8 protein-coding genes are annotated in these 8041 nt (G+C 67.6%); all 8 read left to right on the top strand.

The genetic code is table 11. The features are described 5' to 3' along the window. Positions 1 to 179 precede the first annotated feature (179 nt). The 8 genes from ACZ5PB_RS38775 to ACZ5PB_RS38740 all read left to right on the top strand — a co-directional run bounded on the left by ACZ5PB_RS38775 (position 180) and on the right by ACZ5PB_RS38740 (position 7831). Positions 180 to 788 carry a CDP-alcohol phosphatidyltransferase family protein gene (locus ACZ5PB_RS38775; protein WP_468697898.1) on the top strand — a complete coding sequence of 203 codons (609 nt, stop codon included), beginning with the start codon at positions 180 to 182 and terminating at the stop codon, positions 786 to 788. 114 nt (positions 789 to 902) lie between these two features. After that, entirely contained in the window at positions 903 to 3398 is a 2496-nt protein-coding gene (locus ACZ5PB_RS38770; RefSeq protein WP_468697897.1) for a sugar phosphate nucleotidyltransferase, read from the top strand. Between the two features lie 97 nt (positions 3399 to 3495). Further along, positions 3496 to 4422, top strand: coding sequence for a DUF881 domain-containing protein (locus ACZ5PB_RS38765; protein WP_468697896.1), 927 nt, complete (start codon positions 3496 to 3498; stop codon positions 4420 to 4422). Beyond that, the gene (locus tag ACZ5PB_RS38760) at positions 4419 to 4751 is read left to right on the top strand and encodes a small basic family protein (protein ID WP_040019805.1); all 333 of its coding nucleotides are present in this window, start codon (positions 4419 to 4421) and stop codon (positions 4749 to 4751) included. The genes ACZ5PB_RS38765 and ACZ5PB_RS38760 overlap by 4 nt, the downstream gene beginning before the upstream one ends. Beyond that, positions 4751 to 5509, top strand: coding sequence for a DUF881 domain-containing protein (locus ACZ5PB_RS38755; protein WP_468697914.1), 759 nt, complete (start codon positions 4751 to 4753; stop codon positions 5507 to 5509). The genes ACZ5PB_RS38760 and ACZ5PB_RS38755 overlap by 1 nt, the downstream gene beginning before the upstream one ends. 82 nt (positions 5510 to 5591) lie before the next feature. Next, the gene (locus ACZ5PB_RS38750) at positions 5592 to 6530 is read left to right on the top strand and encodes an FHA domain-containing protein (protein ID WP_468697912.1); all 939 of its coding nucleotides are present in this window, start codon (positions 5592 to 5594) and stop codon (positions 6528 to 6530) included. A gap of 18 nt (positions 6531 to 6548) precedes the next feature. Next, entirely contained in the window at positions 6549 to 7292 is a 744-nt protein-coding gene (gene ftsR, locus ACZ5PB_RS38745) for a transcriptional regulator FtsR (protein ID WP_468697893.1), read from the top strand. Positions 7293 to 7357: 65 nt separating this feature from the next. Next, positions 7358 to 7831: a bifunctional nuclease family protein gene (locus ACZ5PB_RS38740; protein ID WP_185033262.1), complete on the top strand. Its 474-nt coding sequence runs from the start codon at positions 7358 to 7360 to the stop codon at positions 7829 to 7831. The last annotated feature ends 210 nt before the right edge of the window (positions 7832 to 8041 follow it).

The following is an 8041-nucleotide window of genomic DNA, read 5'->3' as shown; positions in this document are numbered from 1 at the left end:
AGGGGGGACCCTGTGGGAGAGTAGGACGCCGCCGAACAATCATTGTGGGAAAGCCCCGCACCTTATGGTGCGGGGCTTTTCTGCGTTTACGGCGCGGGCACCCCTGTGCGGTCCACCGGTGTGGCTGGGGGTAGGGTCAGGGGGAAAATCGTTGGCACGTTCCCACAGGAGGCCCCCGGGTGGAGGTCCAGGAGACTCGCGTTCAGACCGACCGAGTCCTCACCATCCCCAACATTCTGAGCATGGCTCGTCTTGTTGGCGTGCCCCTGTTCCTGTGGCTGATTCTCCGCCCTGTGTTCGGCGGGCCCAACAGTGACTTGTGGGCGCTGCTGGTGCTCATGCTCAGTGGTGTCAGCGACTACCTCGACGGCAAGCTGGCGCGTAAGTGGAATCAGATCAGCAGCTTGGGCCGGCTCCTCGACCCGGCCGCCGACCGGCTCTACATTCTGTCCACTCTGGTCGGGCTGACCTGGCGCGAGATCCTGCCCTGGTGGGTGACAGCGGCTCTTCTGGCACGTGAGCTCATGCTTCTCGTGATGGTGGGTATCCTCCGTCGGCACGGCTATCCGCCGCCCCAGGTGAACTTCCTCGGCAAGGCAGCCACGTTCAATCTGATGTACGCCTTCCCGTTGCTGTTGCTCAGCATCCGGCCCGGGTGGCTCGGGGAAATCGGTGCTATTTTCGGATGGGCGTTCGCCGGATGGGGTACAACGCTCTACTGGTGGGCAGGGATTCTTTACGTGGTTCAGGTCCGTCGGCTGGTCAAGGCGGACGCCGCGGCCGATTGAGCCTGTCGAAGTGGCGCAGTGAGGCGCCGGCCCTCCCGGACCTCTGACGTCTTCGGGGGGCTCGGGGCGGGCGAAGTCGGCTAGATCTTCTCTTCTAAGGAGGACGCTTCCGACATGAAGGCCGTCGTGATGGCCGGCGGCGAAGGCACACGCCTTCGCCCCATGACTTCGAGCATGCCCAAGCCACTCCTGCCGGTCGCCAACCGGCCGATCATGGAGCACGTGCTGAGGCTGCTCAAGAGGCATGGGCTCAATGAGACCGTCGTAACCGTGCAGTTCCTGGCTTCACTCGTCAAGAACTACTTCGGCGACGGGGAAGAGCTCGGCATGGAGCTCACCTACGCGAACGAGGAGAAGCCGCTCGGTACTGCAGGCAGCGTCAAGAATGCGGAAGAAGCGCTGAAGGACGATGCCTTTCTGGTCATCTCCGGTGACGCTCTCACCGACTTCGACCTGACCGACCTCATCCGCTTCCACAAGGAAAAGGGCGCGCTTGTCACGGTGTGTCTGACCCGGGTGCCGAATCCACTGGAATTCGGCATCACGATCGTGGACGAAGAAGGAAAGGTCGAGCGTTTCCTGGAGAAGCCGACCTGGGGGCAGGTTTTCTCCGACACGGTGAACACGGGCATCTACGTGATGGAGCCCGAGGTCTTCGACTACGTCGAGGCCGATGTTCCGGTGGACTGGTCGGGTGATGTCTTTCCCCAGCTGATGAAGGAAGGCAAGCCGATCTACGGCTATGTCGCCGAGGGCTACTGGGAAGACGTCGGGACGCACGAGAGCTATGTGAAGGCCCAGGCCGACGTCCTGGAGGGCAAGGTCGACGTCGAGCTCGACGGATTCGAGATCTCGCCCGGAGTCTGGATCGCCGAGGGTGCCGAGGTGCATGCGGACGCCGTGCTCAGGGGCCCGCTGTACATCGGTGACTACGCCAAGGTCGAGGCCGGGGCGGAGATTCGCGAGCACAGCGTCATCGGATCGAACGTCGTGGTCAAGAGCGGGGCCTTCCTGCACCGGGCCGTCGTGCACGACAACGTGTACATCGGCCAGCACAGCAATCTCCGTGGATGTGTGATCGGCAAGAACACCGACATCATGCGGGCGGCCCGGATCGAGGACGGGGCGGTCATCGGGGACGAGTGCCTGGTCGGGGAAGAATCGATCATTCAGGGCAATGTGCGGGTGTACCCGTTCAAGACCATCGAGGCCGGCGCCTTCGTCAACACCTCGGTGATCTGGGAATCGCGGGGACAGGCCCATCTCTTCGGGGCGCGCGGGGTCTCCGGGGTGCTTAACGTGGAGATCACGCCGGAGCTGGCCGTGCGGCTGGCGGGGGCGTACGCGACGACCTTGAAGAAGGGGTCCACCGTCACCACGGCGCGGGACCACTCCCGTGGTGCCCGGGCGCTGAAGCGGGCGGTGATCTCCGCCCTGCAGACCAGCGCCATCGACGTACGGGACCTGGAGAACGTGCCGCTGCCCGTGGCGCGGCAGCAGACCGCGCGGGGCAGTGCCGGCGGGATCATGATCCGTACGACACCCGGTGTGCCGGACTCGGTGGACATCATGTTCTTCGACGAGCGCGGTGCCGATCTCTCGCAGGGCGGGCAGCGGAAGCTGGACCGGGTGTACGCGCGACAGGAGTACCGGCGGGCGTTCCCCGGTGAGATCGGGGATCTGCACTTCCCGGCGAGCGTCTTCGACTCGTACACCGGCTCCCTGCTGAGGAACCTGGACACGACCGGGATCGCGGACTCCGGGCTGAAGGTCGTCGTGGACGCCTCCAACGGCAGTGCGGGGCTGGTGCTGCCCAGTCTGCTCGGGCGGCTGGGGGTGGACTCGCTGACGATCAATCCCGGGCTGGACGAGGCGAGGCCGACCGAGACGGCCGACTCCCGGAGGGCCGGGCTGGTGCGGCTCGGTGAGATCGTGGCGTCGGCGCGGGCGGACTTCGGGGTGCGCTTCGACCCGGTCGGTGAGCGGCTCTCGCTCGTGGACGAGCGGGGCCGGATCATCGAGGACGACCGGGCACTGCTGGTCATGCTCGACCTGGTGGCGGCGGAGCGGCGCAGCGGGCGGGTGGCGCTGCCGGTGACGACGACGCGGGTGGCCGAGCAGGTGGCGGCGTACCACGGGACGCAGGTCGAGTGGACGACCACCTCGCCCGACGATCTGACGCGGGTGGGGCGTGAGGACGCGACCATCTTCGGCGGGGACGGGCGCGGCGGGTTCATCGTGCCGGAGTTCAGCAGTGTCTTCGACGGGGCCGCGGCCTTCGTAAGGCTGATCGGGCTCGTGGCCAGGACGCAGTTGACGCTCAGTCAGATCGATGCGCGGATTCCGCGGGCGCACGTGCTGCGGCGGGACCTCGCCACGCCGTGGGCGGTCAAGGGGCTGGTGATGCGGCGGGTGGTCGAGGCGGCCGGCGAGCGGTCGGTGGACACCACCGACGGCGTACGGGTGGTCGAGGCCGACGGCCGATGGGTGATGGTGCTGCCGGATCCGGCCGAGGCCGTCACTCATCTGTGGGCCGAGGGACCGGACGACGACTCCGCCCAGGCGCTCCTCGACGAGTGGTCGGCGATTGTCGACAGCGCAGGTCACTGACGTAGCGCCGGTGTGCGGGAAGGGGCCCTGCGGCGCCTTTCCGCGCACCGGTGGGGCCATTCGGTGGTAGCGGCTGCGACGTGCGACGATGTGCGGCATGTCGCAGCAGCCCCCCGTCCGGAGCGCCCCCTCTCCACCGCGCCGCCCCGATGCGTCGATGTCGCTGCTGACGAACGTGATGGAGCACAGCCTCGACGACGGGTACGCGGAGGCGGCGGCCCGTCAGAAGGCCGACGGCACCGCGGGAATGCCGCGCACGCTCAAGACGAAGCTCGCCCTGGCGGCCGGTCTCGTACTGGCGGCAGCGGTCGTCACTCTGGGAGCGGCGAACGCGCGGATAGCGGCACCCGTGGTGGCGAAGGAGCGTCAGGAGCTCGTCGAGCGGATCCAGAAGGAGACCTCCGGCGCCGACACCCTGGAGAAGGACGTCGAGACGCTCCGCGCTGACGTGGGCGAGCGCCAGCGCAAGGCGTTGGAGGAGCACGGCGGAGACCAGGGCGCACTGGTCGCTCTGCTCTCGGGAGCAACCCCTGTGCAGGGTCCGGGCGTCAAACTCGTCGTGGACGATGCCAAGGAGACCGGCGAGGGTGCCGACGGGCCGCGCGGGAGCAGCGGGTTCTCCGACACCGGCCGGGTGCGGGACCGCGACATGCAACGGGTCATCAACGGGCTCTGGCAGTCCGGCGCCGAGGCGGTCTCCATCAACGGGCAGCGGCTCACGATGCTGTCGGCGATCCGGGCGGCGGGCGACGCGATACTGGTCGACAACAAGCCCCTGGTGCCGCCCTACACGGTGCTGGCCGTGGGCGGCAAGCACCTCAACACCGCGTTCAACGACAGCGCCGACGGGCAGTACCTCCATGTGCTGCAGGAGAGCTACGGCATTCGCACCAGCATGTCCGACCAGGACGAGGTACGGCTGCCGGCCGCGCCGAGCCTGATCGTACGGATCGCACAACCACAGGCCGCGGACGCCGCAAAGGGCGCGGCCGACACCAAGAAGACGGAGAAGGGCACATCGTGATCGCCGTACTGGGCCTCGTCGTGGGAGTCGTGGTCGGATTGCTGGTCCGGCCCGAAGTGCCGGCGGTGGTCGAGCCCTACCTGCCGATCGCCGTCGTGGCCGCGCTCGACGCGGTCTTCGGAGGGCTGCGGGCCATGCTCGACGGGATCTTCGTCGACAAGGTCTTCGTCGTCTCCTTCCTGTCGAACGTGGTCGTGGCCGCCCTGATCGTCTTCCTCGGCGACAAGCTGGGCGTCGGCGCACAGCTGTCGACCGGTGTGGTCGTCGTCCTCGGAATCCGGATCTTCTCCAACGCTGCCGCCATCCGGCGGCACATCTTCCGGGCGTGATGCCGGTGAGCACGGAGGAGAAGGAAGAGCGCACGGAGCTGACGGGGCGCCAGCGGCTCGCGGCGGGGCTGTGGCCGCCGAGGTTCAGCCGGGCCCAGCTCATCGTCGCCCTGCTGCTGTTCGGGCTCGGACTGGGCCTGGCGATCCAGGTCAATTCGACCAATGACAACGGGGCGCTGCGCGGTGCCCGCCAGGAGGACCTCGTACGGATCCTGGACGAGCTGGACGACCGGACGCAGCGGCTGGAGGACGAGAAGCAGCGGCTCACCGACCAGCGCACCGAGCTGGAGAGCAGCTCCGACCAGGCCGAGGAGGCCCGTAAGCAGACGCTGGAGAAGGAGCGTCAGCTCGGTGTGCTCGCGGGCACGGTGGGCGCGCAGGGGCCGGGAATCACCCTGACCATCAACGACCCGCGCAAGGGGGTCGAGGCGGACCGGCTGCTGGACACCATTCAGGAGCTGCGGGCGGCCGGTGCGGAAGCGATTCAGATCAATGACGTACGGGTAGTGGCCAACACCTATTTCACCGATGCGGACGGCGGCATCCAGGTGGACGGCAAGAAGATCGCCGCGCCGTACCGCTTCAAGGTGATCGGCAAGCCCCAGGATCTGGAGCCCGCGCTGAACATTCCCGGCGGAGTCGTGCAGACTCTGGAGAAGGAGCAGGCCACGGCCGTGGTGCAACGACTTGAGAAGATCGTCGTGAATGCCTTGCGACCGGCGAAGCGGCCTGACTACGCTCGGTCGTCATCCCAGTGAAGGCGGGGCGAATGAGGACCGTCGGACAAGGGCATGAGGTTGCGGGGGGTCGGCGCATCCAGGACGCGGTGCGTGGTGGAAACTGTCTGATGGATACGGACGTTGTGCAGATGTCCAAGTCAGCAGGTTGTTAGTTGATGCAGGGTTCGTCCTGCCCCACGGGCGGGTCTGTTTCGGTCAAGGGGAATCGCCCGTGAAGTTGTTTGCGAAATTGTTCGGCAAGAGTGCACGTGACGACAGCAGCTCCCGTACTGCCCGTCACCGTGCCCCGCGCCCCGGTGAGGCCGAGGAGCAGAGCGGCGAGCGGCCGCTCTTCCGTGACGAGGTCGGCGGGCGCGGCGCGCCGTCTGTTGACCCGGCCGGTCCCGGCCGCATAGGTTCCGGTGAACCATCAACCTCAAGTACGGGTGGAGAGTTCGCTCCCGATCCGTACGCAACCAGCGCCCACCACGCGGGGCAGCCGCGGCAGGAGGATCCGTCCATGTCGGCCTTGCCGGTTTGTACGAGGTGCGGGCACCGAAACGCCGCGGACAGCCGCTTCTGCTCCAACTGCGGTGCGCCGCTGAAGGCCGGGGCCACCGCCGAGCGTCCCTCGGAGACGACCTCGACCATCTCGATCTCCGGACTTGAGGCGTACGAGGCGGAGAAGACCGGCCAGACCGCGCTGCCGTCGCTGTCGCCCGAGGCCCAGGCCGCGGTCGACGCGCTGCCGCTCGGAGCGGCGCTGCTGGTGGTGCGGCGTGGTCCGAACTCGGGGAGCCGCTTCCTGCTGGACGGTGAGCTGACCACGGCCGGCCGCCACCCGCAGAGCGACATCTTCCTCGACGACGTGACCGTCTCGCGACGGCACGTGGAGTTCCGCCGGGGTGCGGACGGCGGGTTCACCGTCTCCGACGTCGGCAGCCTCAACGGCACGTACGTCAACCGGGAGCGCATCGACGCGGTCCCGCTGGCGAACGGCGACGAGGTGCAGATCGGTAAGTACCGGCTGGTCTTCTACGCGAGCCAGCAGGGCGTCTGATCCTTCCAGGGAAGGTCCATGCTGCGAATCCCGACGGGCGGTGCCGTGCGCGGCACCGCCTCAGCCGGCAGCCGGCTGATGAGCATCGGTTCTGTGCTCAGCCTGCTGCGTGAGGAATTTCCCGAAGTAACGATCTCGAAGATCCGCTTCTTGGAGGCGGAAGGGCTGGTCGAGCCACAGCGCACGCCCTCCGGGTACCGGAAGTTCAGCCCGGCGGACGTCGAGCGGCTCGCCCAGGTGCTGCGCATGCAGCGCGATCACTATCTGCCGCTCAAGGTCATCAAGGAGCACCTGGACGCGCTGGAGCGCGGCGAGCAGGTCCAGCTGCCGTCCCCGGGCGGGCCGCGCGAGCTGCTCGACGGCGCTCCCGACGTGGCGGCCGAAGCGCCGACCGCGGCCCGTATCGGGCGCGAGGAGCTGCTGGCCGCCGCCGAGGTGGCAGAGGGCGACCTGGACGAGTGGGAGGCGTACGGGCTGATCTCGGCGCTGCCGGACGGCGGCTACGACGCCGAGGCCATCACGGTCGCACGACTTGTGGCGGATCTGGGGCGATTCGGCCTGGAACCGCGTCATCTGCGGGCGATGAAGGCGGCGGCGGACCGGGAGGCCGGGCTGATCGGCAACATCGTCGCGCCGCTGCGGAGGCACCGTAATCCGCAGACCAGGGCGCATGCCGAGGCGACGACGCGGGAGCTGGCCGGCATCTCCGTACGACTGCATGCGGCGCTGGTACAGACGGCGCTGAGGTCCGGCTCGAACTGAGCCGGACTTGGAGTGAACAGGAGCCCGACTACCCAAACCGGTCGGGCACGTCCTAGGGTTGCTGTGTGAACGAGCTCGACGTCGTAGGTGTCAGGGTGGAGATGCCCAACAACCAGCCGATCGTGCTCCTGCGTGAAGTGGGAGGCGATCGGTACCTTCCCATCTGGATCGGACCGGGTGAGGCCACAGCGATCGCCTTTGCACAGCAGGGGCTGGCGCCCGCCAGGCCGCTGACGCACGACCTCTTCAAGGACGTGCTCGAAGCGGTGGGCCAGGAGCTCACCGAGGTACGGATCACCGATCTGCGGGACGGGGTCTTCTACGCCGAGCTGGTCTTCGCCAGTGGAGTGGAGGTCAGTGCGCGTCCGTCCGACGCGATAGCGCTGGCGCTGCGCACCGGGACGCCGATCTACGGCAGCGACGGTGTGCTGGACGACGCCGGGATCGCGATTCCGGACGAGCAGGAGGACGAGGTGGAGAAGTTCCGCGAGTTCCTCGACCAGATCTCGCCGGAGGACTTCGGTACCAACAGCCAGTGAGCGGCGTTGCCCGGCCGGGATTCCCGGCCGGGCTTCGGTGCGTTCCGGGGCCCGTGAAGCCCTGGGATTTCAGCGCATTCGAGTAGCCTTTCCCCGAGGAGAGATACGGGAAACCACTCTCAGGGTGATTATCACTCGGCGTGCCGAGTGTGGCGATCGTTGACGCACCCCGGGTGACTGCCTACCGTCGACAAGGCAGGTCAAGGACGG

Source organism: Streptomyces sp. NPDC032721 (assembly GCF_055579625.1).
The sequence above is the reverse complement of the archived record's forward strand: the minus strand, read 5'-3'. Positions and strand labels throughout refer to the sequence as shown.

What these genes read in the sequence shown, in the direction of transcription:
- ACZ5PB_RS38770 (WP_468697897.1), top strand. Translation starts at nt 903, where the DNA reads ATGAAGGCCGTCGTGATGGCCGGCGGCGAAGGCACACGCCTTCGCCCC.
- ACZ5PB_RS38765 (WP_468697896.1), top strand. Translation starts at nt 3,496, where the DNA reads ATGTCGCAGCAGCCCCCCGTCCGGAGCGCCCCCTCTCCACCGCGCCGC.
- ACZ5PB_RS38755 (WP_468697914.1), top strand. Translation starts at nt 4,751, where the DNA reads ATGCCGGTGAGCACGGAGGAGAAGGAAGAGCGCACGGAGCTGACGGGG.
- ftsR (WP_468697893.1), top strand. Translation starts at nt 6,549, where the DNA reads ATGCTGCGAATCCCGACGGGCGGTGCCGTGCGCGGCACCGCCTCAGCC.